Genomic DNA, 24,696 nt, shown 5'->3' with positions numbered 1-24,696 from the left:
TCATTCCTCGGTCAACGCCGAGCCGGCACGGTCGAGCAGCGGCTTGAACAGGTAGTTGAGCAACGAGCGCTCGCCGGTACGCACAAACATCTCGGCGGGCATGCCCGGCTTGATCACCAGGCCCTGGAGTTGCTCCAGGGCGGCGTCGCTGACCGTGGTGCGCAGCACGTAGTACGGTGCCCCGGTTTTTTCATCGAGCAACTGGTCGGCAGAGATCAGGCTCACCTCCCCCGGCACCCGAGGCGTACGGCTCTGGTTGAAGGCGGTGAACAGAATATCGACCGGCAGATGGCTGCCCACCTTGTCCACCAGGTTGACCGGCAGGCGCCCTTCGACTTCCAGGCGCGTGTCCTGGGGCACGATTTCCAACAGGGTTTCCCCGGCCCGCACCACGGCACCCTCGGTATGCACCCCGAGGTTGACCGCGATGCCATCGGCTGGCGCATTGATTTCACTGTGTTGCAGGTCGAAGCCGGCGGAAGTCAGTTGCTGCTCCAGGGTCAGGCTGCGCAGTTGTGCGTCGGCCAACTGGCTGCGCACTTCCTTCTGGTATTCCTCGCTGTGCTGCTGCAACTTGAGGCGCGATTCGAGAATACCTTGCTCGATCCGCCCGCTTTCGCCGCTGTTCTGCGCCAGGTCCTGTTGCACCTGGGACAACTGGCGCTGGTACTCCAGCAGGCGGTTGCGCGGGATATAGCCGTTGTCGGCCAAGGGTTGCAGGTTGCTCAACTGGTCACGCAGGGATTGGGCCTGGGCGCTGAGGTCGGTGCGGGCGCGGCGCATGCCGTTGAGCTGGGCGCTGGCGCCTTCGATACTGGCGCGGATCCCGGATTGCTCGCGGGCAAAGGCATCGCGCCGGCTGCTGAACAGCTGGCGCTGGCCTTCAAGCACCAGGGCCAGGGCCGGATCGGGGGAGGTACTCAGCTCGGCGGGAAAGATCACCGCGGGCAAGCTGTCGCGCTCGCTCTGCCAGCGGGCGACGCTGGCCCAGGCCATGCGGTACTGGGCTTGCAGGGAGTGCACGTCGGCCTGGCTTTGGGTCTGGTCGAGGCGAAACAACGGCTGGCCCTGTTTCACCACCTCGCCTTCGCGCACCAGAATCCGGCTGACCACGCCAGGGCTTAAGGTTTGCACGGCCTTGCGCTTGCCAGACACCACCACCGTCCCCTGCACCGCAATGCCCTGGTCCAGCGGCGCCAGGCTGGCCCACAGGAAAAAGCCACCGGCACCGAGCACGGTCATCAACCAGCCCAGACGGGCAAAAAAGCGCGCATCGCGCTCGGGAAAGGTCTGCTCAAGAGGCAGGCTGTCATCGGTACTCATTGGCCTGGATTCCTTGCCGCAGGATATTGACGGTTCAAACTGACGCCGGCCTTTTCACGGGGTGGCTCCTGCGGGCCGGACAGTGCCCGCAGTACCTCCTGGCTGGGGCCAAACGCTTGCAGGCGGCCTTCGTTGAGCACCAGCAGCTTGTCGGCCTGGGCCAGGGCGGAAGAACGGTGGGTCACCAGGATCACGCTGGCGCCCTGGGCTTTCATCTGCATGATGGCGCTGGCCAGGGCGGCCTCGCCCACGGTGTCGAGGTTGGAATTGGGTTCGTCGAGCACAATCAGGCGCGGCCCGCCATACAGGGCCCGGGCCAGGGCCACCCGTTGCTTCTGCCCGCCGGACAGGCCGCTGCCGTCATCGCCCAGGACCGTGTCGTAGCCGTGGGGCAAGCGCAGGATCAGGTCATGTACGCCGGCTTGCTGGGCGGCCTGCACGACCTGCTCGGGATCCGCCTGGCGAAAACGCGCAATGTTGTCGGCGATGCTGCCGCTGAACAGTTCGATGTCCTGGGGCAAGTAGCCGATATGGGGGCCGAGGTCGTCACGGTCCCAGCGATGGATATCGGCACCGTCCAGGCGCACCGTGCCGGCCAGGGTTGGCCAGACGCCCACCAGTACCCGCGCCAGGGTCGACTTGCCGGAGCCGGAGGCCCCCAATACCCCCAGCACTTCGCCGGCCGCCAGGTTGAAGCTGACCTGATGCAAGGTCGCCACCCGCCGCCCCGGTGGGCCGGCACTGACCTGCTCGAAACTCACCTGGCCCTTGGGCGCCGGCAATGCCATGGCCTGGGCCCCGGGCGGGAATTCCTGCAACAGCTCATCCAGGCGTTGATAGGCCAGCTTGGCCGAGCTCCATTGTTTCCACACCGCGATCAACTGGTCGATCGGGCTCAACACCCGGCCCATCAGGATGGTGCCGGCGATCATCATCCCGGCCGTCATCTGGCCCTTGATCACCAGCAAGGCGCCCAGCCCCAGCACCAGGGACTGCAGGAGCAGGCGCAGGGATTTGCTCAGGGAGCTGATCACCGAGCCGGTGTCACTGGCCTGGTTCTGCAAGCCGAGAAAGCGCGAATGTACCTGGAACCAGCGACTGCGCAGCGCCCCCAACATGCCCATGGCCTGGATGGTCTCGGCATTGTGCAAGTGGCTGGTGGCCAATTGGGTGGACTGCTGGGAATAGCCACTGGCTTCGCGCAGCGGTTTTTTGGTCAGGTATTCGTTGAGGCATGCCAGGGCGATCAACAGCACCGCACCGGCCGTGGCCAACACCCCCAGCCACACGTTGAACAGGAAGATCACCAGCAGGTAGATCGGAAACCACGGCGCATCGAAGAACGCAAACAGCGCCGGCCCCGTGAGGAACTGGCGGATATGGGTCAAATCCCCCAGGGATTGCCCGGCGTGGCCCTCGCCCCGTTGCAGGTTGCGCTCGAAGGCGGCCTTGTACACCTGTAGGTTGAAGCGCCGCTCCAACTGGCTGCCGATGCGGATCACAATAAAACTGCGCACCACTTCCAGGGTGCCGATAAAGGCAAAGAACCCCACCACCATCAGGGTTAGCATCACCAGGGTGGTTTCGTTCTGCGATGACAGGACCCGGTCATAGACTTGCAGCATATAAATGGATGGCACCAGCATCAGCAGGTTGATCAGCGCGGTGAAAAAACCGACGCTGATCAAGATACTTTTATAATCGCCAAGGGCTTTAAACAGCGGTGCAGCGGGAGTGGTCTTCGCCATGTTTCTTGATCTTCCCAGGGTTGGAATACGCACAACAGTCTGCCCGGCGCTCCATAATGGGGCAGGCAACTATCTCAATCGTGATAAGTGCACCCAAAGTGACAGGCAAATAACTGTCACTTTCAACAAATAACGCCAGGCGCAACGGTTATAACGATATAGCCGTTATATTCAGTTACTGCGTACGTTGCAATACCAGGGTTAATCCAGACTTGGAAGTGGCAGTATACTCGCCATCTTTCTGCCGGTTTAAATGGGTAATCCCTGTGCCCTCGGCATTCATCAACCATATGCCATCCGGGGTGGGCAGCCAGGTCACGGGGGTTTGCTCCAGCCACTGTTGCGCACAGCCAATGTCACCGGCCACCGCGTTGGGTTGGGCGATCAGATCCAGCTTGCAGACCTGCCCTTGCTGGCGTAATTGCCAGTGCCCGGCCAATTGCGCGGTGCTGGGTAAAACAAGACTGCTTGCCATTGCGTTGGCTCCTGCCGACACGAGCAATGCCGGGATCAACCAGGCCATTGCGTTGCGAAAAATAGTCATCACCATTACCTGTTTACGGGGCTTTCGCAAGGAAAGAGCAGCGCCAGGGCGCCGCCCTTCGTTACGCCTTGATCACGCCACGATGTCGCTGTACGCCGCCTGGCCCACAGTGGTGACGAGGAAATCCGCCACACCGTGCCCGGAGAAGTCCACCGCCAACGTGCCCAGGTTGGTGCCCGAGGCATACGTCAGCACCGCATCGCCGGCAGCGCCCGTGAAGGCGTTGACGAAATGCAGGCCGCTGCCATTGGTGATGCCGGTCAGGTCGATCTTGTCCGAACCCGAGGTAAAGTCGAGGATCTGATCGGCCGCGCCCGGCTTGGAGTCGGAGCTGGCCCCGAACACAAAGGTGTCCGAACCCGCGCCGCCCCACAGTTTGTCGGCCCCGCCACCGCCGTAGATCAGGTCATTGCCGGCCCCACCCTTGAGGGTGTTGGCCACCGCATTGCCGATCAGCAGATCGTTGCCCGAACCACCCAAGGCGTTTTCCACGGTCACGCCCTGGGCGATCGACACGTTACCCACCAGGCCACCCACATCAGAGAACGAGGTCTCGTTGAGGTTGATTTTCTGGTTCTGGGTAAAGCCGGAGAAGTCCAGGGTGTCGTTGCCGCCGCCGTCCCACACCGAGAACACCAGCTTGTCGGCATTGGAGGTGGCGCTGAGGTGGTCGCGCCCGGTGTTGGAGTTAAAGCCGTAGGTGGTGTCACCGGCACGGGTGTTGTAGTTGGCGCCGTAGAGCTTCTGGATCGCCGCGATATCGTCGATCAGCGGGCCGGATGCATAAGCCTCTACCCCGCCCTTGGTGAAGTTCTGGTTGGTGTTGAACTCACTCCAGTAGCTCATGACGCTGTAGCCACGGGTGTCCTGGCCGTAATCCGCGTCTCGGTAAGACGGGTTGCCGGTCCCGGCGTTGTAGTCGCCAGGGTGGTCCAGGCCCAGGGTATGGCCGATCTCGTGGGTCAGGGTCTGGCGTCCGTAGTTGTTCAGGCCCGGGTTGATGTTGGCGGTGTAGCTGTTGTTGATCAGGTACCACGAGGTGCCATCCGTGCCACTCGTGTGGTACTTGTCATTGGTGCCGGGCAGGTAGGCAAAGGCTGCGGCGCCATCCTGGCCCCCGCTGTAGTTGCCGAAGGTCATGTGGAAGTCACCGCCCGAGGCTTTCTCGGTGAAAGTAACCTTGGCCACATCGGCCCAGGATTGCATGGCCAGTACGGCCTGGCCTTTTTGCAGGTTGCTGAACTGGCTGAACCCGGTGATGCCATGCTTGTTCATGGTCGCCTGGGAGGCCGACGTCAGGAAGGTGTAGGTCAGATCGATGATGCCGTTACCGTCAACGTCCCGGTAGGCTGCGTTTTCGCGCAGCAAATGGTCGGCTGCCTGGTCGACAGAGAATGAAGGTTTGCCATTGACCGTGAGATTGCCGCCACGGTCATACAAGTGGCTAAAGCTATCGATTTGCGAATAGGCACTACTTGTTTGAGCTGCCGAGACAATAGCTTTCTCTTTTACTTTCGACATAAACGTACTTCCTTGTTTGCAAGTGGAACAGTTTTGTCCGATATGACGCTCTCTGGCGAGATCGTCCTATCACTCGCCTCTTATGAAGGCGAAAGAAAACTGACACAATTTTAAATCACACGTCCAGTATTTTTTTTGTTGGAAAAGTACGTGCAAGGAATAACGCCTGCAAACATTGGGAATTAAGTGTTTATATTCTTTTTTATGGGCTGGGTGACGGGAATCCGGCTATTTAAATATTAAATAGTGCTAAACACTTAAATGCCAGACAGGTCACACTTTAATGCGGAATGGATCCAATACATTGATAGGGACGCACTTATAAAGTGCCACCGTGTCATTGGGATATATTAAATAGCAGCTGCTTTATTATCGGCCGCTATCACCGGCAAGCCGGCGATAGCGATCTCAAGACTAGCCACGCCACCCCGTCTGGCGCAGGGCCTCTAGCAGCGTCTGCCCCTCCAGCCCCGGCACCCGTACGCCATCGGCGGTGGTCATGTCCTCCCCGGCGAGGATTGCATTGATAATGGCCTCTTCCACCGCCTCTGCTGCCGCACTGAACAAGGGCGAAATATGATCGTTATTGACCATGCTCAGCGCCGTACTGAGGGGCAGGTCCTTGCGCCCATAATCTGCCGGTGGCAAATCATGGTTGCCGGTGGCAAACGCCAGGAACAGATCGCCACTGGAATCCTCGGTCCCGCCGCCGGTGCGGGCGATGCCGATGGAGGCACGTTGCGCCAGGCGCTGGCACTGGTGCGGCAGTAACGGTGCGTCGGTGGCGATAATCACCACGATGGAGCCCATGCCCGGCGTGCCCCGCTCGGCAAACGGCGAGGCAATGTCCATCAAGTGGCGCCCCACCGGATAGCCATCCACCCGCAGTTCCTGGCGCTTGCCGTGGTTGGCCTGCACCAGTACGCCAACGGTCCAACCGCCCTGCTCCGCCGGTAACTGGCGCGAGGCGCTGCCGATGCCGCCCTTGAACTCATGGCAGATCATCCCGGTGCCGCCGCCCACGGCGCCCTCCTGCACCGGGCCGGATTCAGCGCTGGCCATGGCCTGGAGCACATGCTCCGGGCCAACGTGCTGGCCCCAGATATCGTTGAGCAGGCCGTCATAGGTCTCCATCACCACCGGCATGCACCAATACACCGCAGGATCGGCCAGGCTGTCGCGCTCCAGGGCAATCAGGGTGTCGCGCACAATCCCGATACTGTGGGTATTGGTGATCGCCAGGGGCGTGGTCAGCAACCCGGCTTCGCCGATCCATTCCAGGCCGGTGGCGTCGCCGTTGCCATTGAGCACGTGATACCCGGCAAAACACGGCTGTAGCCGCGCCGCGCCGGCCCGCGGCTGGATCAGCGTGACCCCGGTACGCACTTGCTTGCCGTCGATCTGCGCCTTGAGCGTGCTGTGGCCGACCCGAACCCCGGGGACGTCGGTAATCGCATTCAATTCGCCGGGCGTGCCCAGCCCCAACGTAATGCCCAATTGACGTGCGCGCATAACCACTCCTTACAGTTTCTGAAACGCCGGACTCGACCGGCCGCTGATGCAATACAGGATCACCGACATTGCCAGCAGGCCGATGATAATCATGATGTCGCGCAGGGAGGCTGCGATAAACAAGGTGAACAATAGATAACCCGCGCCCGCCACGGCCAGCAACGCCGGCACCGGCCACAGGGGCATGCGGTACGGGTGCTCGCGGTCGCGCAACAGCACCCGGCTCATCAGCGCGCTCAGGGCGACGATCAGGTACACCAGCATGATCAACAGCACACTGAAGGACGTCAGGTCCGCCAGGTTAGAGCTGAAGCTGAGCAGCGCCGAAGGGATCGCCAGGAACAGCGTGGCCAGCCAGGGCGAATCCCAGCGCGGGTGGATACGGGTGAAGAGCTTGTTGATGGTCGGCGTCCACAGGGCATCGCGGCCGCTGCTGAACACCACCCGGCCGATCTGGATCACGATGGCGACAATGGCGTTGAACACCGAGAGGAAGATCCCGGCGCTGACCAGGCGTGACAGGGTTTCATTGCCATGGCTGGTCAGCAGGTAGCCGATGGGGTCCGGGCTGCTGATCATCGCACTCAGGGACGGGGCGCCGATCAACAGCGCAGTGATCGGCACCAGCTCGATCACCACCACCAGGCCCAGGGACCACAGCACCGCCTTGTGCACGCCCTTGCCGCCGCATTTCATGTCTTCGGCCAGCAACACTGCCGGGCCGTAGCCGTTGAACGAGAACAGGCCGATGCCCACCGCACCGATCACCAGGGACCAGGGCGCCAGGTGTAGCACGCCGTTTTCGACGATCTGCGGTTGGAACAGCACACTGGCGGGCTGCACCGGGTTGCCGAAGCCGATAAACACGATCACCAGCAACGCCGCCACTTCCAACAGCAGGCAAGTGCCGGTGATCCAGGCATTGAGCTTGATATTGAGGATGCCCAGGGCGTAACTGCACACCACGATCACCAGGGCCACGGTTTGTGAATCGAATGTCGTGCCCAGGGCATTGTTGAGGTAGGTTGCCGCGCCGGTGGCCAGTACCGGCGGGATAAACAGCAGCATCACCAGCACGGTGAGGAAGGTCGCGTAGCCGGCCATGCCACCAAACACGCGCTTGGCGTACACATACTCCCCGCCGGCACTGTTATGGGCGCGCCCCAGTTCCGCGTAGCAAAAGGCGAACATCAGCGCGAGCAACCCGGCCATGACAAACGCCAGGAACACCCCGCTGCCGGCTTGCTGGATCGCAAACGGTGCAATGACAAAGACGGAACTGGCCGGGGTCACCGCCGAAACGGTAATGGCCACCACATCGAACACACTCAAGGTAGGTTTCAGCACACCGTCAGGCGTGGGGGTTGCGCTCATATCGTTATCCTCTTGTTTATTCTTTTTATTGGAAAGCTGGTTTGAGGCAGAAACGAAAGAAAAAGCCGGCCCGGGATATGTTTCCCGTTGAATGCCAGGGAATCTAGGCGCTGTGCCGGCGCCCGCCAATTCCCCTATTGGAGTACTCCCCTTGACGGGCTCGTGCAAAAGCCGAACCCTTGGCCGATCTTTCAGCCATCGGAACCCATCACATGAGCCTGTTCAGGGAAATCGGCATGCATGCGGGCCTGGGGCGTACCGTGTCGCAAATTGGCACCGAGCGTTTCTGGAAGCAACTGGTGTTGCTGCTGCACCAGAACCTGGCCTTCGACAACGCCCTGGCGATCTTCTACCCCATGGACGGCCCGCCCCAGGCGCTGGAGGAGTACGACGCGCAGCCCACCAGCAAACCGGCGTCGATGCTGGTGTACCTCAATGGCTTGTACCTGCTCGATCCGTTCTTCCAGGCGTGCCGCGAAGGCTACGCCAGTGGCGTGTACCGCCTGGAAGAGGTGGCGCCGGATCATTTCCGCCAGAGTGAGTACTTCCTCAATTACTTTCACGACAATGTGCTGGAGGATGAAGTGCAATTCATCCTCCAGCTACCCGGGGTCGGTACTTTGTCGTTGTCTTTGGGGATGCAGCGCGTGTTCACCGCCACTGAAACCGGGCTGCTGACGCTGTTGGCGGCGTGGGTGCTGCCCTTGATGCAGCAGCATTGGCAGCAGAGCACCCGGCGCGCACCGGCTGGCGAGGCCATGGCCAGCCAGATTCGCGATGCGTTGAGCCATTTTGGCAGTGGGGTGCTGTCCGAACGCGAACTGGAAATCGCCCGCCTGGTACTGCGCGGGTTCTCATCCAAGGCCATGGCCGAACGCCTGAGCATCTCGCCGGACACCGTCAAGGTGCATCGGCGCCACCTGTACGCCAAGCTGGATATCTCGTCGCAGCCGGAGTTGTTTTCGTTGTTTATCCAGTCGTTGGGGCATGACCTGGATAACCCATAGGGAGGTCGAGGGTGACTGGCCTACCGCCATCGCAGGCAAGCCAGCTCCCACATTTTTGCTCTGTCTAGTCGAGATCCCCTGTGGGAGCGGGCTTGTCGGGTCGCCGCATCGCGGCGATGGCGGTAGATCAGTCACACGTATCTAACGCCCGGTACGGATGGTGTTCCAGATCCGCGTGCGAATGCGGTCGATCTTCATCGGCATGGCTTCAAGGGCGAACAGCTTGCCCATCATTTCCTCGCTCGGGTACACCTTGGTGTCACCCTTGATCTGCGGGTCCACCAGGCTGTCGGCGGCGCTGTTGCCGTTGGCGTAGTGCACGAAGTTGGTGATGCCGGCCATCACGTCCGGGCGCAGCAGGTAGTTCATAAAGGCATAGCCGGCCTTCTCATCCGGGGCGTCGGCGGGCATGGCGACCATGTCGAACCAGATGGCGGCACCTTCCTTGGGGATGTTGTAGCCGATCTTCACGCCATTCTTGGCTTCCTTGGCGCGGCTTTCGGCCTGTAGCACGTCACCGGAGAAGCCCACTGCCACGCAGATATCGCCGTTGGCCAGGTCGCCGGTGTATTTCGAGGAGTGGAAGTAGGCGATATACGGCCGCACCTTGATCAGCAGCGCCTCGGCCTTTTTATAGTCCTCGGGGTTCTTGCTGTGGTGCGGCAAGCCCAGATAATTCAGGGCAATGGGCAGCAGTTCCGGGCCGTTGTCGAGGATCGCCACCCCGCATTTGCTGAGTTTTTCCATGTACTCGGGCTTGAAGATCAAGTCCCAGGAATCGACCGGCGCATCCTCGCCCAACACTGCCTTGACCTTGTCGATGTTGTAGCCGATACCGGTACTGCCCCACAGGTACGGGAAGCCGTGCTCATTCCCCGGATCGTTGGTTTGCAGGGCCTTGAGCAGCACCGGGTTGAGGTTTTTCCAGTTCGGCAACTGGCGCTTGTCGAGCTTTTTCAGGGCCCCGCCCTGGATCTGTCGGGCCATGAAGTGGTTGGACGGAAAGACCACATCATAGCCCGAGTTACCGGTCATCAACTTGCCGTCCAGGGTCTCGTTGCTGTCGTATACGTCATAGCTGAAACCGATCCCGGTTTCCTTCTGGAAGTTCTTGGTGGTGTCCGGCGCGATGTAGCTCGACCAGTTGTAGATTTTCACCGTTTCGGCGGCCTGGGTCAGGGACGCCACCAACATCAAGGGCAACAGGGCAATGGGTCTCATGGTTCGATTTCCTGGCGGTTATAGGGCTGTTTTTATGGCAGGCGATCAAGGATCAAAAGATTAGAGGATCAACACATAGGTCTTGCGCACGGTCTCCTGGATATCCCAGATACCTGTGCTATTGGCCGGCAACATCAGTGCATCGCCGGCTTCGATATGCAGGGTTTCGCCGTCATCGGGGGTGAAGGTGCAGCGGCCCTGGATAAAGTGGCAGAACTCCTGCGCCACGATCTGGCGCCGCCAACGGCCCGGGGTGCATGCCCAGATGCCGGTTTCGACGCCATCGTTGCGCATCACACTGAGGGTGGACGCCACCGCGACCGGAGTGCCCAGGGGCACGGCAACCGGGCTTGAGTCTGGCAAGTGGCAGTCAAGGGTGTCTTTGAACTGGGTAATACTCATGGTCATACCTGTGGTGATTGAAACGACTCAGTGCATGAACCCTTCCATGAAGCCGGCCATCCCGCTGGCCAGCTTGCGCCGCCAGGGCGCGGTGTTCGGGTCGGCCAGGGTCTGGTCCTCATGGACGAAACTGCGGATGATCGCGTTGTAGCCCAGCCAGCGGCACGGCTCCGGCTCCCAGCCCCGGAGGGCATTCAGGCCGCCATCACGCAGGACCCACGGTTGCTGGACCAGCGGCGTGTCACGCCCCAGGATCAGGTCGGCCAGGGTCCGGCCACCCAGGTTGCTGGCGCCCACGCCCTCCCCGCCATACCCGCCGGACAAGGCGATGCCGCTCTGTTGGTCGCACAGCATGTGCGGCCGAAAGCGCCGCGACATACCGAGGTTGCCGCCCCAGGAGTGAGTCACGCGCACCTGCTTGAGTTGCGGAAACAGCTCGCAGAACAGGTAGCGGCGCAATTGCACTTCGCTGTCGGTGAGGTCGAAGTTGTGGCGCAGCTTGCCGGCAAACTGATAGCCGCCACGGGCGCCAAATACCAGGCGGTTGTCGGCAGTACGCTGGCCGTAGGTGACCTGGCGGCTGCTTTCCCCGAAGGCCTGGCCCTGGTTCAGGCCGATTTCTTCCCAGGTACTGGCCGGCAGCGGTTCGGTGGCGACGATCAGGCTCTGCACCGGCAGTTGATAGCGGCCCAGGGGCTTGAGTGTCGGCGCATAGCCCTCTACCGCCGGCACCACCCATGAGGCGCGGACCTGGGCCTGGTCGGTGCGCAGGCTGCCGGATTGCCAGTGGGTGACCGGGCTGTTTTCGTAGATCGCCACACCCATGGCTTCGACCACCCGCGCCAACCCGCGCACCAGCTTGGCCGGGTGGATCGTCGCCACATGCGGGGTGTAGACCGCGCCATAGGCCGAGGCGATACGGACCTGCCCGGCCAGTTGCTCGGGGCTGAGCCAGCGGTAGTCATCGTCGGTCAGGCCCTGGCCGTGGAGCTTGGCCAGGTATGCGCGCAGGCTGGCTTCCTGCTCGGGGTAACGGGCGGCGCAGTGCAGCGCCCCGCCCTTGCGGTAGTCACAGTCGATACCTTCGCGCTGCAGGACCTGCCCGACTTCATCGGGGATGCCGTGCAGCAGGTCAAACGAGGCCCGGCGCTGCTCGGCGGGCAGCCCGGCAAGCAAACGATCTTCGCCCAGCAGATTGCCCATCAACCAGCCACCGTTGCGCCCGGAAGCGCCAAAGCCGGTGGTCTGCGCCTCGATGATCACCACCTTGAGCTGCGGCGCGTGGCGCTTGAGGTAATAGGCGGTCCACAACCCGGTGTAGCCGGCGCCAATAATGGCCACGTCGACATCCAGGTCGTGCCCCAGGGCCGCACGCGCCTTGAGCGGCTCTTGCAACTGATCCATCCATAAACTGATCTTGCGCCATGCCGGCATACCAGAACTCCACCACCCAACGTCGATGGCGTGATCCTAGTGCCTGGCTTCAGTCGTCGTCTTGCGCGCGTGCACGCAGGGAAATTTGTTTGACGTAGGCCTTGGGCGACAGGCCGGTATGTTGGCGGAAACAGCTGTAGAACGCCGACAACGAATTGAAACCGGCGGCAAACGCCCGTTCATCGATACGGATCGGCGGCGTGGCGCCCTCCAGTGCCGCCAGCAAATGCTGCAGGCGGGCCTGGTTGACGTAGCGATAGAAACTCTGCCCCAGCACCTGGTTGAGCAGGTAGGAAATCTGGTTGCGGCTGTAGCCACACGCCTTGGCCACCTGTTGCAGGTCCAATTCCGGGTCGAGATAGGGTTGCTGACGCTGGAAGTACTGCTGCAAATCGTTGGCCAGGTAGCTCAGTTGCTGGGGCGACAAGCCCAGGCGGCTGACGGTCGGGCGCGTGGCCAGGGACTGCAAGCGGCTGGTGGCGGGCTCGTGCACCAGGGACGCGTACTCGTTGACGCGCCAGATCAGCCCGTCACGCACGGTGATCGCCTCGCTGGTGCGAAACGACACCAGGCCCTGGCCGCCGCGCAACGTCACGCGGTACTGGATAAAGGCGGTATCGCCGTCGGTGCGGATGCGATCGGTGTGTTCAATGGCCTCGTCGGGGTCCCGGGGCATGCTGGCTTGCAGGTACTCGCGCAACTGGTCAAAGCACACCACGCGGTTCTGGAAGAAGTCGTGGTACTGGATATCCGGGTGGTAGTGCGCCATCACCCCGTCCAGGTCGCGGAGTTTCCAGCACAGGTGATGGCGCAATACCACCTCGGCAGTCGCTGGCGTCTGTTGCGGGCTGTCGGCCGGGACGGTCTGTGGCATACAACACTCGAAAACGGCTAAAGCGCGGAGCTTGCACAACTTTACCGAGCGCTTCAATGGCCAAGTGAGGCTTTTAGGTAATGGCCTTTTGCCTAAGCATTTGTAAGACATGACCCACGTCATACTTCTTGCAAGCAACTGCCGAACGGACAGAAAAAACCCCGGTGCCCATGGCGAGTGAGTGCTATTTTTTAAGCTTCACGGTCAGGACCATTGATGGGCCTGGCGCCCTTGCCGCGAGCTAAAGGAAGCGCTCAATGAACAAGGTGGGCCACATGAACAAAGTGACATTTCCCAATGCATGCCAACTGATGCGCTGGCATTTTCACCCGATGGGCTTTGAAGGCAGCATGGACGCGCCTGGCAGCATGATTGCGCGATTGTTTGACCGCGCAAGTGGCGAAACCCTGATTGCCATCGCCGGCCTTCCCTGTGCCACGGTGATGAATGCCACGGATGTGGAGCGGATTATCGAGGCGATTGAGGCTGAGCTGGAATCGTTTGTGCGACCGCAGCTGCTGCAGGCCTGAAGGGTGGGAGCGGTCTCGCCCCGCGAGGCAGCTCCCACATTTGATCTATCGCGCCTTGGTAGCGCGGCGATCATCAAAGAACGATTTGCCCCCCGCCACCCGATCCGACGCCCTGGGTGCATTCGCCCCCTGGCCTTCCTGCCCTTCGACATACCAATAGCAATAGCTAACCGCCCGGGTAATCCCGACATAGGCCAGGCGCAGCACCTCGTCTCTTTGCGCATTGTCGTAGGGCTCGGCATCCCCGTCCTTGCCTAGCCCAGCCATGCGGTACACCTGGTTCTTGTAGGGCGAGCGGGTCAGGTGCTGGCAATCGCCGAGCAAAAACACCGCATCGGCCTGCAGCCCCTTGGCGCTGTGGTAGGTCAGTTGCTTGAGGCGGCGTATGGCCGGCGGCAAGCTAGAATCAAGATTAACTAAAGATTGAATATGCTCTTGAATCAATAGCTTATCGCTACTTTTTCGATACAACATTAACACCGATTCGCCGCGCTGATAGTGCGCCAGCAATTGCTGCGCCAGGGCCGCCTCGTCCCGATCCAGCACCTGTACCGGCACCAGTGCCTTGGCCGTACCGCTGGCCTTGGCCTTTTTGCCGCTGATCGCGGGGGCGGCCTTAACGATATGCTCGGCCGCATCGATGATGTGCTGGTGGCTACGAAAGTTCTCCCCCAGCATCACCCGAGTGGTGCTGGGGGACGGGAACTCCTTGTTGAACTCCATAAAGTACTTGGGCGAACTGCCGCGCCAGCCATAGATCGACTGCCAGTCATCCCCGACACATAACAGCGAGGAATGCTGGGCCCCGCGCCCCACGTGCATGGCCGGCCCGCGTCGGCGGATCTCGTGCAGGCTGGCGCGGATCCACGCCACGATCTGTGGCGAGACATCCTGGAACTCATCGATCATCAAGTGCGACAACGGGCGCAACAGCCCATCGCTGAGCAACCTGAGGTTTTCCGGGGTGTTCTCGCCAAACAGCGAGAACATGCGGTTGTAGGTCATGATCGGCGGCGACTGGTCGAGCAGGTGATCTTCCAGGGCTTTCCAGAAAAGACTCAGGGCCTCGAAGAAACCACGGTCCGGGTCATCCTTGGCAAAGCTCATCTGGCCTACCGCCGTGGGCACATCCAGGCCAAGGTTCTCGATAAACCCGGCCGCGGTGACAAAGCAGTCGAGCAGCGGTGCCGAAGCCAGCTCACCCTTGACCTTGTAATCAAACCCCGGACCGGAGGTGGTCTCGCCCGCCAGGCTGCTCAACAGACGCTTGGATGACTCATAGTTATCCAGCCATATCAATGGTTTGCGACAGAAAGCTTGAAACAGTGTGCGTTTGACCGCCCATTCGGCCCGCACCGACAGCTTGGCCCCGGGCCGGGCGAGCTGTGGGCTTTCCCGGGCGTCGAAGCCCAGCACCACCCAGGCCTCCAGTTCGGCGCTATAGCCATGGCAGTGGAACGACGCGCCATTGATTTCAACGCGCTGGCGGCTGGGCTCGATCCCCTTGATCGGCCACGCGCCGGCGCGCAACCACAGGTCCTCGATCACATCGCACAGCTCTTCATCACGCTTGGCCGCCAACTCGGTGACCGCCACGCGTTTTTGCACATCCGGGTGGTCGCGCTCCAACTCCTTGAGCTGCAGGGCGTGGCGTGCCATCGGCGCGATCAATTCGCGAAAGCGCGCATGCCGGCCATAGAGCCCGTGATAACAGGCATTGAGCTGCTGGCGTTGGGCCTCGTTGATGCGCAGGTCAAACGGGTTGCTATCGGCCTCGTCATCATAGGTGCCGTGGTGCAGGTTCTCGAAGGCCTGCAACCGCTCGAAACCCGGCAGGCTGCGGACCATGGGCAAGATGCGTGAGTGGAAGGTGCGCACCACGGCCTGGGCCTCTTTCAAACCAAGGGGTTGGCCCCACAGGCTGAGGATCTCCATGAGCTTGCTGATAAAGTCCTTGCGCGACTCGCGGGTGAAGGTCACCACGGTCATGGAACTCAGCTCGAAGCCCAGGTAATGGCTCAACAGCAGGATGCGCAGGACCAGCGACGTGGATTTGCCAGCCCCGGCCCCGGCAACCACCGAGGTCGACGGGGTGTCGCTGAAGATCATCTTCCACTGCGCCGCACTGGGCTGCGCATGGGCCGGTAGCAGGCGTGCCACATCGGCCTTGATGCGTTTTTTCAGTTCGGGTGTCAGTGGCAGGCGCCAATCGTCGAACAGGCGGTCGTCTACCCCAGGGGCGCGGTGCTCATCACTACGCAAATCGCGAATCAACAGGACCTGACGGCCCTCCTCGATACCATCGCGCTTGCCTTCGCGGTAGCCATACTCCACCCCCGCCTCATGCCCGCTGCGAAAGCCATCGGCCTGGCCATGCAGCCACGAAAAACGATGCTGGGCCCGCAGACGTGTCAAACCGTGGCCAAACAGCCGGGCAACCAGGCGCTTGAACAGCGGCATTTGCGCCAGGGGACGCAGTTCGGGGGGCAGATCAGGGGTGTGTTGCGGCACGCGGACTCCTGCGGGGGCTTGGGCGAACAGAAGCCCTATGGTCGCCGGAATCCCCTGACAGTTCCAGCCAATTGCTTTGGCTTCATGCAGTTAGGCGATGAACTGAAGCTGGGGTCTAGTTATGGAACACGGGAAGCAATCGAATTACCTGATGGGAATCAGGCATTTTTTACGCTTTTTATCGATTATGTGCTGCTGGATGATAGGCCCATCAACAGGAGACGATCATGCTTGAACTTCGACCTTTCACTTCCCTGGGCGGTGCCAATCACGGTTGGCTGGATGCCCATCACCACTTTTCGTTTGCCGAGTACCATGACCCTAAGCGTATGCACTGGGGCAACCTGCGGGTGTGGAACGACGATATCATCGCGCCGGGCACCGGCTTCCCACAGCACCCGCACCGCGACATGGAAATCATCACCTATGTGCGCGAAGGCGCCATCAGCCATGCCGACAACCTGGGCAACAAGGGCCGCACCGAGGCCGGCGACGTGCAGGTGATGAGCGCGGGCACCGGGATTGCCCACAGCGAATACAACCTGGAAGCCACGGCGACCAAGATTTTCCAGATCTGGATCATTCCCAATGAAGCGGGCCTGCCCCCTTCCTGGGGCGCCAAGCCCTTTCCCAAGGGCGAGCGCGAAGGCTTCGTGACCCTGGCCAGCGGCAAACACGGCGACCATGAAAGCCTGCGTATTCGTGCCGATGCACGCTTGGTAGCGGCCAACCTGAAGGCCGGGGAAAGTACCGAGTACCACCTGGATGCAGGGCGCCGGGCGTATCTGGTGCCGGCGACCGGGGTGATCGAAGTCAATGGCCTGCGAGCGCAGGCGCGGGATGGCGTTGCGGTGCAAGATGAGCGGGTGTTACGGGTGACGGCAGTCGAAGACAGCGAAGTGGTGCTGGTGGACCTGGCCTGATCTCAAGCCTGGCACCAAACCAACTGGGGCAGCGGGTTTGTGTAGGAGCTGGCTTGTGTGGGAGCTGGCTTGCCTGCGATGCAGACACCTCGGTGTATCAGTTAGACCGAGGCGAGGCGATCGCAGGCAAGCCAGCTCCCACACAAGCCAGCCCCCACACGTTAGGAAATGGCGCCATCCACCAACACCTGCGCCTCCTCCACCAGGCGCTTGAGGTGATCTTCGCCAATAAAGCTCTCGGCATAGATCTTGTAGATATCCTCGGTGCCTGACGGTCGTGCGGCAAACCAGCCGTTTTCGGTCATGACTTTCAGCCCGCCAATCGGCTGGTCGTTCCCCGGTGCATGGCTGAGGATTTGCTGGATGCTTTCCCCGGCCAATTGCGTGGAGGTGACCTGCTGCGGCGCCAACTTGCCCAGCAGTGCCTTCTGTGCCGGCGTGGCCTTGGCATCCACACGGATGGCGAACGGTTCACCCAGGGCGTCGGTCAGGCCGCGGTAGATCTGGCTTGGGTCCTGGCCTTTGCGCGAGGTCATTTCGGCGGCCAGCAAGGCCGGGATCAGGCCGTCCTTGTCTGTGCTCCACACGCGGCCATCCTTGCGCAGGAAGGACGCGCCTGCGCTTTCTTCGCCGCCAAAGCCCAAGGAACCCTCGAACAAGCCGTCGGCAAACCACTTGAAGCCCACCGGCACTTCGTACAGGCGTCGGCCGATGCGTGCGGCGACGCGGTCGATCAGGCCACTGCTGACCACGGTTTTACCCACGCCAGCATCCGCACGCCACTGGGGACGGTTCTGGAACAGGTAGTCGATGGACACTGCCAGGTAGTTGTTCGGCGCCAACAACCCGCCAGACGGGGTGACGATGCCGTGCCGGTCGTGGTCGGGGTCGCAGGCAAATGCCACGTCGAAGCGTTCCTTGAGGCCGATCAGGCCTTGCATCGCATAGCTGGAGGATGGGTCCATGCGAATCTGCCCGTCCCAATCCACGCTCATAAAGCGGAAGGTCGGGTCGACCTCGGTATTCACCACCTCCAGGTTCAAGCGATAATGTTCGGCAATGGCCGACCAGTAGCGCACCCCGGCGCCCCCCAGCGGGTCCACGCCCAGGCGCAGATCGGCGCTGCGAATGGCGTCCATGTCGATGACATTGATCAGGTCGGCCACGTAGGTGTTGAGGTAGTCATGGCGATGGGTGGTGTCGGCTTTCAAGGCCTGGGCATGGGAGATGCGCTTGACCCCGGCCAGCTTGGCGGCCAGCAGTTCGTTGGCCTTGGCTTCGATCCATTTGGTGACATGGGTATCGGCCGGGCCGCCGTTGGGCGGGTTGTATTTATACCCGCCGCTCTGGGGCGGGTTATGGGACGGGGTGATGACAATGCCATCCGCCAGCCCACGGGTGCGGCCACGGTTGTAGCAGATGATGGCATGGGAAATCGCCGGGGTCGGCGTGTATTCATCGCCTTCGGCGAGCATCACCTGCACGCCATTAGCCGCCAGCACTTCCAGGGCGCTGGCGCCGGCCGGCGTGGACAGCGCGTGGGTGTCGAGGCCGACAAACAGTGGGCCATCAATGCCTTGCGCCTCGCGGTACAGGCAAATGGCCTGGCTGATGGCCAGTACGTGCCATTCATTGAAACTCAAGTCAAAAGAGCTGCCACGGTGCCCGGAGGTACCAAAAGCGACACGTTGCGTGGAGATTGCTGCATCGGGCTGGCCGGTGTAATAGGCCGTTACCAGTCGCGGGATGTCCACCAGCAATTGAGCTGGCGCCGGTTTGCCCGCAAAAGGACTGAGAGTCATGCAAAAACCTCTGAAAAAGAAGGATTCGGAAAAGGAATGCAGTTTACTGGGTGTTCGACCGCCATGCGACGGTATCTATCCCACAATAATCAGTGATATTTCCGACAGAACCCACTCATCTGTTCTGCCCCTGCTTAAGCGCCTGTGCCAACGCCTCCAACACCAGGTCCAGGCGGTGATGTGTGCTGAGCACATGGCTCAGGCGAAAGTGCTGCTGGTACAGGCCACTCACGCTGAACAACTCGCCGGGGGCAATCACCACCTGGCGCGCCAGCATGTCCTGGAATACCCGACGCATGTCCACGGCCTCGGTCGAGCGCAACCAGTAGGTGGCACCCGCCTGCGGCACCCGGTATGTCACCCGCTCGCCCAGATGCTGCGCCAGGTGCACCTGCATCGCGCAGGCGTGTGCCTTGAGCTGTGCGCGCAAGTCCTGCAGGTGCAGGTCAAGGCGGCCCGTGTAGTACAGCCGGGCTATTGCCCGCTGGCGAAGGGACGACAAACAAAATGCGCGCAACAGGAACTGGCGCTGCAATTGCGCGCTCAAGTGCCGCGAAAGCAGAAAACCATAGGGCGCTTCCGGCCCCATGACTTTCTCAAACGTGGAAAATACGATCAGCCGTGCGGGGTTCACCACATCCCGCAGGTAGCGGGTAGATGCCTCGAACTCCAGCCCACCGTGGACATCATTCTCCAACAGCCAGCAGCCATAGAGTTCCAGCAACCTTGCCACTTGCGTCTGCTCCGCCAGGCTCAAGGCTTTGCCCGTGGCAAGGCCGGGGGTCGAGGATAACAAGGCCAGTTGCACCCCCTCGGCCCGCAGTTGCTGCTCCAGATAGGCCAGGTCGAGCCGGCCCTGCTCGTTGCACGGCCATTCAATCACGCGCACCCCGGCGTCTTGCAGCAGGCGCAGGATGAGCCAGTCACACGGCGACTCCACCAGCACCGCCGCCCCGTTGAGCGCCAGCACTTCGATCAGTATCGCCAGCACACCCCGTAGGTCAGCGCCGATATAGACGTCATCCGCCTGCCAGCAACGTGTGGGCGAACGGGTATAACGCGCCGCCAGTGCCGCCCGCAGTTCCCAGATGCCACACGGCTGGGAATAGGGTTGCAACTGGCGCGGATACTGGCGCACCAGTTCACGCTCCAATTGCAGCAACGGCCCGTCCAGGGACAACAGTTGCGCCGGTTCATCGGCACTGAGCACCAACATCCCCGGCCTGCGCGCGCCGGTATACAGGCGTTCGAGCAAATCACCGGCGCTGCAGCACGGGGTATTGGCGGCAATGGGCAAGGCGTAGTAACCGGACTTGGCCACCGAGTACACCCTGCCCTCCTTTTCCAGCAGTGAGTAAGCGTATTGAATAGTGGAAATCGACACATTCAAACGCTCTGCCAAGTGTCGCAAGGACGGCAGCTTGACCCTGGCCTCGGTGCCCACTTCATTGATCAGGTTGATCATGTAGCGATAGACCGCCTGATAGGCGAAGTCGGCCTGCTTATCCTCCCTCATGACGTTCTCTGCCCGGGCAACGGCTGCCGTAGCGCATCCACCCTCAGCGCCCTGGCACGCCGTGTGGCCCGGTGGTTGGCTCCTCGCTATTGATACAGGCGGCATTGGCCGCGACATGGGTGCGGTACAGATGCTGCAAAAGCGCCAGGGGTAAACCGCTGGTATCGACCACCCAATGCTGGATCAACTCGGCCGACGACTTGCCCTCAAGGGCTTTGTGCAGCTCGGGCAGTGCCACCAGCATGCCGGGATGGCAGCGGCGCAAGAAGGCTTCCAGGCGCTGCCCTTGCTGGATAAACGGTGAGAACAACAGGCACACCAGTTGGCTTTCTTCCAGGCCAAAGAACTCGCGGGCGTAGGTGGCCGCGAGCATGCGCCCGTCCCGGGTGCCAGCCTGGGCAATCAGCAGATCGGGGATTTGTTTACGCCGCATAAAACCGATGGCTTGCTCGATAAACCCCGTGACCCCCTGTTGATAGTCAAGGCCCAGCAGCACTTCCGCTTGCAGGCCGTGCATATGCGCCATCAGCAACGGGTTGGCGTAGTCCGGGTTGCTGAACTGAAAGGCGAACTCATCCTGCTTGTAGCCCATGAAGTCGTTGAGCAATGCCGTGGGGTCCTGCTCCGCGGCACGTAGCAGATCGGCCACGCCGATATAGGCCAGGTGCCTATGCACCTCCTTGTGGGTGGAGGCATCCTGTGTCGCGTAATGTTCCCCATAGACGTCGCGGTAATAGTCGGCGCTGCAATCATCCATACGGGTAAACAGGGCGTTGAGCGCCAGCGGTCGGCCGGCGTGGCCTTTCATGCCGGCAGCGCGGGTGGTTCTGACCAGCCACGCCAGGTATTGATTCTGCTTGCGCGGCGAATCACTGCTGACCAAGGCATGCACCCCGGCGTCCCAGGCGGTAATGCGGCGGTAGAAATCCCCCAGGGACAAGTAACCGTCGTTGCACAAACTGGCACGGATATCTCCCGAACTCATATGCCCAACCATCAACATGTTGCGCCGGCCAATATCCTGGCCCGCCGTGGAAGCCGGACGCAGGTGGTTGAAGGGCAACACTTCCTGGTTTTCCACCATCAATAACTCGACCCGGGGGTCGTCATGGAAAAACAACGCACTGTAGCCACGGTGAATGCTGTCCAGTGCGGCTTGCGTCATCCCCGTATGGCGCAGGGTGGCGACGCGCAACTGAAAACTCCTCGGCGCACGGCCGGCGATGGTCAATTGGGCGGCACGCAGGAAGGCCAATGCATAGCTGCTGCCTTTACCGCCTCCATGGGCGACCAGTACTTTGTAGTCACCGATCTGTTCGATGCCCCCTGCCGCCACAATCAGCCGCTGAATCAATAACTGAAGTGCGGTGCGCTCCGCTCGCGAGAAGTAGCCCTGCAACCGCTGCAACACTTGCTGGTACACATAGTTCATGGCTTGTTCGTGAATAGCGCTCATAGCTTTACTACCTGAGGTTAACTGTCAGTTCCGGGCAAGCAGTTAGGCGTGCCTGTCCGACCTGCTGTTTACTTGGAGTTGACGCCTGTTGCGGCAAGCTGATAGCTAAATGTTAGCACCGCACAACAAAGCGCCTGTTGGAACATCCCGGCGAAGATGCCATCACCTGCTGAAGAAAGCCCCTACGCTGGCCTGCCGGCCAGCCTAGGAAAGGTCTTACAACTTCCTACTAGCCTTTAACTCAAATATTAAAGAGTTATCTGACATATGCAGCGCAGGGCAAAAGCCGGGTTTAGTTCGCGCACAGTTAATCGCTCCCTGTGCAGGCCAATATCCCTGGGCCGACATACAAGACGACTTGTTAGTTACCGCGAACCGGTGTGTTGAGTTGTTTTCTGCAATCATTGCTCAGTCCTTGAGATGAAAGTGACCGGGCAATTATCAGCGCTTGCTTGATGATTAAAAGATACAGACCCGGCGCAAAAACCAGTGCAGTTTGGCGAGCCGGGACTGAGCGCAGCCCCCATGTAAAACGCCGCTGCTCTGGGATTCAGGGCAGCGGCGGGATCAACGGCAGGTTTTGTAGGGAAAGAATCCCGGCGGGCGACTCAGCCAGGACGTAGATCCTGTCCTTCTAAATGGCGTATTTGCCCCATGGCAAGCACGGGCGGAATGTCCGATTACGAACATTCCCACAGATCAAACAGCTTCAACCTGCAACGCCACCCGCTCGCGGCATGGGCATTCGTCCATATAGCGATGGGCATCGACAAACTCGCTGAACGGGAACACCCGGGTCTTGAGCGGCACCAGCACACCGTCTGCGGTCAACTGGTTGATCTCACGCAAGGCCCGCTGCAGTGCCGCCTGATCCTGGATAATGCCCAGCTCCGGCTTACCTGTGAAGTTACCGATACAGTGCACAAAGAACTGGATGTTCTTCTGGAACGCGGCGCAGGCCGGGAACGGTGTCTGGTTGCCGCCCTGCAGGCCATACAACACCAGGCTGCCACGGGGCGCGAGCACATCGCCCAACAGCGACATCTGCGGGCCACCCAGGCCGTCAAATACCACATCCACGCCCCGCCCATCGGTGAACTTGTTGATTTGCATCAGCAAGTCCTGCTCTTCGGTGACGATGACCTTTTCGGCGCCCAGGGACAGCAGGTATTCGCGCTCTTCAGCCTTCTTGGTCGCGGCAATCACCCGCACCCCCAGCGCCTTGCCCAATTGCACAAACGAAGGCCCGGCACAATGGCTGGCATCCGTGACCAGCGCAAACTGCCCGGGCTTGACCCGCGCCAGGTCGATATAGGCAAAGTAGGCAATCAACAACGGTGTGTAATGCACGCTGGCCTGCACCGGGCTCAAGACGTCCGGGTAACGGGTCAGGGCCGAACGCGGCAAAATAATCTGTTCGCCATACACCGGGTAATCATTGGGGCTCTCGGCCGGGAAGCTGGCGACCTTGTCGCCAACGGCCAGGTCATCAACACCCTCGCCCAGCGCCATTACCACACCGGCCATTTCATGGCCCAGACCGGAAGGCAAACGGGCATGGGACGACGCCAGGTTCTGCCGCCAGAGAATGTCGTACCAGCTGATGCCAATCGCTTCGACACGCACCTGCACTTCGCCCGGTGCGGGCAACGTGGCTTCATGCTCTTCGCACTTGAGCACCTCGGCCGGACCAAACTTGTGAAAACGGATCGTGCGGGACATCGCAAACCTCGCCAAAGTGACCTCTAATGCCATGAACTTTATCTGGGCTTTCGGGGCAAGGCCACCGGTCGCCATTAATAGTCGTCATGTCTGTCATTGATTCCACCGCCTAGGAAAATACCCTAGGCGGCGTAGGAAAACTGAATTAGCCGGTGCAGAGTACCAGCCTTTCCCCGTAAGATTCATGCCGGCCATTGTTGTCATGTGGCCGCTCACGTCAAGCTCGCTGAATCTGCCAGGACACAAGATGAACCGTAACGACCTGCGTCGTGTCGACCTGAACCTGTTGATCGTATTCGAAACCTTGATGCATGAGCGCAGTGTGACCCGCGCCGCCGAGAAATTGTTCCTCGGCCAGCCGGCCATCAGCGCCGCCTTGTCGCGCCTGCGCGGGCTGTTCGATGATCCGCTGTTCGTGCGCACCGGGCGCAGCATGGAACCCTCAGCCCGGGCCGTGGAAATTTTCGCCCTGCTCTCGCCGGCCCTGGATTCGATTTCTACCGCCGTCAGCCGCGCCGCCGAATTCGATCCGGCCACCAGTACCGCTGTGTTTCGCATTGGCCTGTCGGACGATGTCGAGTTTGCCTTGCTGCCGCAACTGCTCAAGCGCCTGCGTGCCGAAGCCCCGGGCATTGTGCTGGTGATCCGCCGCGTCAACTACATCCTGATGCCGGGCCTGCTGGCCTCCGGGGAAATCTCCATTGGCGTCAGCTACACCGCCGACCTGCCGGCCAATGCCAAACGCAAACTGTTGCGCCGCAGCCTGCCCAAGCTACTGCGCGCCGACAGCGTGCCCGGCGCCCTGAGCCTGGACGACTTCTGCGCCCGCCCCCACGCCCTGGTCTCGTTTGCCGGCGACCTCAGCGGGTTTATTGATGAAGAATTGGAAAAACTCGGCCGCCAACGCCATGTGGTACTGGCGGTTCCGCAGTTCAACGGCCTGGGCACCCTGCTGGCCGGCACCGATATCCTCGCCACCGTCCCCGACTACACCGCCGAAGCCCTGACCGCCACCGGCGGCCTGCGCGCCGAAGACCCACCGTTGCCGGTGCGCAGTTTTGAACTGCATATGGCCTGGCGCGGCTCACAGGACAACGATCCGGGGGAGCGGTGGTTGCGGTCGCGGATTCAGATGTTTTTTGGGGACCCCGAGAGTTTGTAACAAAATTCTACTATGTTCTATAAATGCTTATAAAACATTAGCTTAAAGCATCTCGAGTCCATGGGCGTCCGTCCAATTCCAAGGAGTTCTGAGGCTTTTGGGGGCATAATTGGG

19 protein-coding genes are annotated in these 24,696 nt (G+C 61.0%); 4 read left to right on the top strand and 15 right to left on the bottom strand.

All coding sequences use genetic code 11. The features are described from left to right. The 6 genes from AO268_RS28995 to AO268_RS28970 form a co-directional block, all read right to left on the bottom strand. The gene (locus AO268_RS28995; RefSeq protein WP_076960934.1) at window positions 1–1,323 is read right to left on the bottom strand and encodes an HlyD family type I secretion periplasmic adaptor subunit; all 1,323 of its coding nucleotides are present in this window, start codon (window positions 1,321–1,323) and stop codon (window positions 1–3) included. Continuing rightward, complete coding sequence (locus AO268_RS28990) at window positions 1,320–3,071, bottom strand: type I secretion system permease/ATPase (protein WP_076960933.1); 1,752 nt, start codon at window positions 3,069–3,071, stop codon at window positions 1,320–1,322. Before AO268_RS28990 ends, AO268_RS28995 begins: the two co-directional genes overlap by 4 nt. Window positions 3,072–3,246: 175 nt before the next feature. Continuing rightward, window positions 3,247–3,615, bottom strand: coding sequence for an AprI/Inh family metalloprotease inhibitor (locus AO268_RS28985; RefSeq protein ID WP_169901403.1), 369 nt, complete (start codon window positions 3,613–3,615; stop codon window positions 3,247–3,249). Between the two features lie 72 nt (window positions 3,616–3,687). After that, a complete protein-coding gene (locus tag AO268_RS28980; RefSeq protein ID WP_076960931.1) occupies window positions 3,688–5,136 on the bottom strand; it encodes a serralysin family metalloprotease in 1,449 nt (482 codons plus the stop codon). Between the two features lie 414 nt (window positions 5,137–5,550). Next, the gene (locus AO268_RS28975) at window positions 5,551–6,648 is read right to left on the bottom strand and encodes a DmpA family aminopeptidase (RefSeq protein ID WP_099170642.1); all 1,098 of its coding nucleotides are present in this window, start codon (window positions 6,646–6,648) and stop codon (window positions 5,551–5,553) included. Window positions 6,649–6,657: 9 nt separating this feature from the next. Beyond that, complete coding sequence (locus AO268_RS28970; RefSeq protein WP_099170641.1) at window positions 6,658–8,022, bottom strand: APC family permease; 1,365 nt, start codon at window positions 8,020–8,022, stop codon at window positions 6,658–6,660. A 212-nt stretch (window positions 8,023–8,234) separates the two neighbouring features. Here AO268_RS28970 and AO268_RS28965 point away from each other — a divergent pair, with 212 nt between their 5' ends. Next, window positions 8,235–9,029, top strand: coding sequence for a helix-turn-helix transcriptional regulator (locus tag AO268_RS28965; RefSeq protein ID WP_099170640.1), 795 nt, complete (start codon window positions 8,235–8,237; stop codon window positions 9,027–9,029). Between the two features lie 141 nt (window positions 9,030–9,170). Here the strand turns inward: AO268_RS28965 and AO268_RS28960 are convergent, their stop codons facing one another. Genes AO268_RS28960 through AO268_RS28945 form a run of 4 tightly spaced genes read right to left on the bottom strand, consistent with a single transcriptional unit; the run spans window position 9,171 to window position 12,960 of the window. Next, window positions 9,171–10,250: a polyamine ABC transporter substrate-binding protein gene (locus tag AO268_RS28960; RefSeq protein WP_099170639.1), complete on the bottom strand. Its 1,080-nt coding sequence runs from the start codon at window positions 10,248–10,250 to the stop codon at window positions 9,171–9,173. A gap of 60 nt (window positions 10,251–10,310) precedes the next feature. Continuing rightward, complete coding sequence (locus AO268_RS28955; protein ID WP_099170638.1) at window positions 10,311–10,652, bottom strand: cupin domain-containing protein; 342 nt, start codon at window positions 10,650–10,652, stop codon at window positions 10,311–10,313. A gap of 27 nt (window positions 10,653–10,679) precedes the next feature. Continuing rightward, on the bottom strand, window positions 10,680–12,086 hold the full coding sequence (locus AO268_RS28950) for an NAD(P)/FAD-dependent oxidoreductase (RefSeq protein WP_099170637.1): 1,407 nt from the start codon (window positions 12,084–12,086) through the stop codon (window positions 10,680–10,682). A 49-nt stretch (window positions 12,087–12,135) separates the two neighbouring features. Next, window positions 12,136–12,960 (bottom strand): helix-turn-helix domain-containing protein, encoded by an 825-nt coding sequence (locus AO268_RS28945; protein WP_076960924.1) that lies wholly within the window; start codon window positions 12,958–12,960, stop codon window positions 12,136–12,138. 257 nt (window positions 12,961–13,217) lie between these two features. Here AO268_RS28945 and AO268_RS28940 point away from each other — a divergent pair, with 257 nt between their 5' ends. Further along, on the top strand, window positions 13,218–13,490 hold the full coding sequence (locus AO268_RS28940) for a DUF1652 domain-containing protein (protein WP_099170636.1): 273 nt from the start codon (window positions 13,218–13,220) through the stop codon (window positions 13,488–13,490). Between the two features lie 45 nt (window positions 13,491–13,535). Here AO268_RS28940 and AO268_RS28935 read toward each other — a convergent pair whose 3' ends face one another. Next, complete coding sequence (locus AO268_RS28935; RefSeq protein ID WP_099170635.1) at window positions 13,536–16,001, bottom strand: UvrD-helicase domain-containing protein; 2,466 nt, start codon at window positions 15,999–16,001, stop codon at window positions 13,536–13,538. A gap of 227 nt (window positions 16,002–16,228) precedes the next feature. On the opposite strand from AO268_RS28935, the gene AO268_RS28930 reads away from it, so the two are divergent. After that, window positions 16,229–16,924 (top strand): pirin family protein, encoded by a 696-nt coding sequence (locus tag AO268_RS28930; protein ID WP_076960921.1) that lies wholly within the window; start codon window positions 16,229–16,231, stop codon window positions 16,922–16,924. A 161-nt stretch (window positions 16,925–17,085) separates the two neighbouring features. Here AO268_RS28930 and pgm read toward each other — a convergent pair whose 3' ends face one another. The 4 genes from pgm to AO268_RS28910 form a co-directional block, all read right to left on the bottom strand. Continuing rightward, entirely contained in the window at window positions 17,086–18,726 is a 1,641-nt protein-coding gene (gene pgm / locus AO268_RS28925) for a phosphoglucomutase (alpha-D-glucose-1,6-bisphosphate-dependent) (protein WP_076960920.1), read from the bottom strand. A 115-nt stretch (window positions 18,727–18,841) separates the two neighbouring features. Beyond that, entirely contained in the window at window positions 18,842–20,242 is a 1,401-nt protein-coding gene (locus AO268_RS28920; RefSeq protein ID WP_076960919.1) for an aminotransferase-like domain-containing protein, read from the bottom strand. Window positions 20,243–20,285: 43 nt separating this feature from the next. Next, the gene (locus AO268_RS28915; protein ID WP_099170634.1) at window positions 20,286–21,698 is read right to left on the bottom strand and encodes a hypothetical protein; all 1,413 of its coding nucleotides are present in this window, start codon (window positions 21,696–21,698) and stop codon (window positions 20,286–20,288) included. 699 nt (window positions 21,699–22,397) lie between these two features. After that, window positions 22,398–23,420 carry a zinc-dependent alcohol dehydrogenase family protein gene (locus AO268_RS28910; RefSeq protein ID WP_076961139.1) on the bottom strand — a complete coding sequence of 341 codons (1,023 nt, stop codon included), beginning with the start codon at window positions 23,418–23,420 and terminating at the stop codon, window positions 22,398–22,400. 247 nt (window positions 23,421–23,667) lie between these two features. On the opposite strand from AO268_RS28910, the gene AO268_RS28905 reads away from it, so the two are divergent. Beyond that, the gene (locus AO268_RS28905; RefSeq protein WP_076960917.1) at window positions 23,668–24,582 is read left to right on the top strand and encodes a LysR substrate-binding domain-containing protein; all 915 of its coding nucleotides are present in this window, start codon (window positions 23,668–23,670) and stop codon (window positions 24,580–24,582) included. The last annotated feature ends 114 nt before the right edge of the window (window positions 24,583–24,696 follow it).

This window comes from Pseudomonas sp. ICMP 8385 (genome assembly GCF_002699915.1).
GTDB classification, from domain to species: Bacteria; Pseudomonadota; Gammaproteobacteria; order Pseudomonadales; family Pseudomonadaceae; genus Aquipseudomonas; species Aquipseudomonas gessardii.
The sequence above is the reverse complement of the archived record's forward strand: the minus strand, read 5'-3'. Positions and strand labels throughout refer to the sequence as shown.

Bases quoted from the DNA above. Each gene is read 5' to 3' on its own strand.
- AO268_RS28995 (WP_076960934.1), bottom strand. From the start codon at position 1,323: ATGAGTACCGATGACAGCCTGCCTCTTGAGCAGACCTTTCCCGAGCGC.
- AO268_RS28990 (WP_076960933.1), bottom strand. From the start codon at position 3,071: ATGGCGAAGACCACTCCCGCTGCACCGCTGTTTAAAGCCCTTGGCGAT.
- AO268_RS28985 (WP_169901403.1), bottom strand. From the start codon at position 3,615: ATGACTATTTTTCGCAACGCAATGGCCTGGTTGATCCCGGCATTGCTC.
- AO268_RS28980 (WP_076960931.1), bottom strand. From the start codon at position 5,136: ATGTCGAAAGTAAAAGAGAAAGCTATTGTCTCGGCAGCTCAAACAAGT.
- AO268_RS28975 (WP_099170642.1), bottom strand. From the start codon at position 6,648: ATGCGCGCACGTCAATTGGGCATTACGTTGGGGCTGGGCACGCCCGGC.
- AO268_RS28970 (WP_099170641.1), bottom strand. From the start codon at position 8,022: ATGAGCGCAACCCCCACGCCTGACGGTGTGCTGAAACCTACCTTGAGT.
- AO268_RS28965 (WP_099170640.1), top strand. From the start codon at position 8,235: ATGAGCCTGTTCAGGGAAATCGGCATGCATGCGGGCCTGGGGCGTACC.
- AO268_RS28960 (WP_099170639.1), bottom strand. From the start codon at position 10,250: ATGAGACCCATTGCCCTGTTGCCCTTGATGTTGGTGGCGTCCCTGACC.
- AO268_RS28955 (WP_099170638.1), bottom strand. From the start codon at position 10,652: ATGAGTATTACCCAGTTCAAAGACACCCTTGACTGCCACTTGCCAGAC.
- AO268_RS28950 (WP_099170637.1), bottom strand. From the start codon at position 12,086: ATGCCGGCATGGCGCAAGATCAGTTTATGGATGGATCAGTTGCAAGAG.
- AO268_RS28945 (WP_076960924.1), bottom strand. From the start codon at position 12,960: ATGCCACAGACCGTCCCGGCCGACAGCCCGCAACAGACGCCAGCGACT.
- AO268_RS28940 (WP_099170636.1), top strand. From the start codon at position 13,218: ATGAACAAGGTGGGCCACATGAACAAAGTGACATTTCCCAATGCATGC.
- AO268_RS28930 (WP_076960921.1), top strand. From the start codon at position 16,229: ATGCTTGAACTTCGACCTTTCACTTCCCTGGGCGGTGCCAATCACGGT.
- pgm (WP_076960920.1), bottom strand. From the start codon at position 18,726: ATGACTCTCAGTCCTTTTGCGGGCAAACCGGCGCCAGCTCAATTGCTG.
- AO268_RS28920 (WP_076960919.1), bottom strand. From the start codon at position 20,242: ATGAGGGAGGATAAGCAGGCCGACTTCGCCTATCAGGCGGTCTATCGC.
- AO268_RS28915 (WP_099170634.1), bottom strand. From the start codon at position 21,698: ATGAGCGCTATTCACGAACAAGCCATGAACTATGTGTACCAGCAAGTG.
- AO268_RS28910 (WP_076961139.1), bottom strand. From the start codon at position 23,420: ATGTCCCGCACGATCCGTTTTCACAAGTTTGGTCCGGCCGAGGTGCTC.
- AO268_RS28905 (WP_076960917.1), top strand. From the start codon at position 23,668: ATGAACCGTAACGACCTGCGTCGTGTCGACCTGAACCTGTTGATCGTA.